Origin of the sequence: Flavobacterium sp. (assembly GCF_049590715.1) — a bacterium.
Classification (GTDB): domain Bacteria; phylum Bacteroidota; class Bacteroidia; order Flavobacteriales; family Flavobacteriaceae; genus Flavobacterium.
Genome location: NZ_JBAWDL010000339.1, coordinates 1 through 1,519, shown reverse-complemented (window position 1 = coordinate 1,519; position 1,519 = coordinate 1). Strand labels below are relative to the sequence as shown.

Here is a 1,519-nt window from a genome sequence, read left to right as displayed (position 1 = left end):
TTCTGGTAATAATTCTACTTGTGGTTCTAGTATGATACTTTCAGCTGTTGATTGAAAATTTTCAGAGAAATAATTCAAATCAACACCCAAAATTTCTGCTAGACGACCAAAAGTGATAATGTCTGGCATTGATTCTCCACGTTCCCATTTTCCAACTGCTTGTGGGCTGATGAATAATTTTTCAGCCAGTTGGTTTTGAGTTATATTTATTTTTTTTCTTGCTTCGGTAATTTTATCACCAATTTTATTTGTCTTTTGCATACTAGTTTTTTTTAGATTAAACGACCTGACAAAGATACTTTGGAGGAATTTTTATAATTCAATAAGCCGCTTTACTATTAGTTGTAAACGCACTACTTATAGTTGTTATTTGGTAACTAATAGTAGTTTTTGAGCTAATTCTATAAATTTTAAGTCTTATTTGTCATCTAATCCTTTTCCTTCGAGAATTGCTTCCCTATATTTTTCAATTCTAGCTTCTCTAGTTTTGGATTGTTTGGCTTGAGAAAAATGCAATAAATAACCTCTTTGTCTTCCAGCTGTCAAGGCTTCAAAAGCAGTTTTTAATTCTGGTGATTCGTCCAATTTCTTTTGAAATTCATCTACAATAGTAAATTCTTGAGTCTTTTTTAAAGGAACTTCCACACCTGATTTTTCTACTTCGATTGCTTCAAAAATGTAGGTTTTGATGATTGATTCTAAAGCCACAATTTGATCCATACTGGTAAATCGAATTTGTCGTGCCGCTTGTACATTTTCTGTTTGTTGAATCAAAATTTTTTCAGTGTCTTTCAACAGTACGCCTTTGTGAAAAAGTAAAGCACAATACTCCTTAAATTCGTGAATCAATACCACATTCTTGTTTTGATAGGTATAACAAGGATGCATCCATTTGTAATCTTCATCTAGACCACATTCCAAACATATTTTTCTTAATAGCCGCATTTCTTCGTTCCACATTTTTGCTCTATCTAAAAATCGTTCAATAACTTTTGGGTTCATAGGATTCGGATTATGAGTTTGTTTTTCTGTTAACAGGTCTAAAATACCACGAAATAAGTGTTAAAATCAGTAATAAAACTGGTCCAAAAAGAGAAATAGCTTTATCTCCAACTGCAATATGAGAATAAACAGCGCCAGACATAGCAAAGAAAAAACCAGCATAAGCCCATTCTTTTAATAAGGGAAATTTTGGAATAAGTATAGCAATTACACCAAGTATTTTCCAGATTCCTAACAAAGTTAAAAGATAAATAGGATAACCCAATAACGTCATCATATCGACTTCTTCTTTCATCTGAATGAGTTGAACAATTCCTGTAGATGTCATTCCTAAAGCCAACCAGACGGTTGCTATCCAATAAATGATTTTGTTTCTTTTTGTCATCCTTTTTATTTTAATTGATTGATAGTTTCTTGTAATTTGTCGTGTGCTCTGTTGAGACCAAATTCAAAAGGTAATTTTAATATGGCATCACGAACTTCCACCGATTTATAAATCACATGCATAGTTAGGTTA

General features: G+C 32.0%; 3 protein-coding genes. All 3 read right to left on the bottom strand.

The window, feature by feature from the left end; genetic code table 11:
* A partial coding sequence (locus tag WBQ70_RS14420) for a helix-turn-helix domain-containing protein (RefSeq protein ID WP_423915410.1) occupies nt 1-261 on the bottom strand: 261 nt, incomplete at its 3' end.
* Nucleotides 262-417: 156 nt separating this feature from the next.
* Nucleotides 418-1,002: a YdeI/OmpD-associated family protein gene (locus tag WBQ70_RS14415; RefSeq protein ID WP_423915409.1), complete on the bottom strand. Its 585-nt coding sequence runs from the start codon at nt 1,000-1,002 to the stop codon at nt 418-420.
* Nucleotides 1,003-1,012: 10 nt separating this feature from the next.
* Nucleotides 1,013-1,387 (bottom strand): DoxX family protein, encoded by a 375-nt coding sequence (locus tag WBQ70_RS14410; RefSeq protein ID WP_423915408.1) that lies wholly within the window; start codon nt 1,385-1,387, stop codon nt 1,013-1,015.
* Between the last annotated feature and the right edge of the window lie 132 nt (nt 1,388-1,519).

What these genes read in the sequence shown, in the direction of transcription:
- WBQ70_RS14415 (WP_423915409.1), bottom strand. Translation starts at nt 1,002, where the DNA reads ATGAACCCAAAAGTTATTGAACGATTTTTAGATAGAGCAAAAATGTGG.
- WBQ70_RS14410 (WP_423915408.1), bottom strand. Translation starts at nt 1,387, where the DNA reads ATGACAAAAAGAAACAAAATCATTTATTGGATAGCAACCGTCTGGTTG.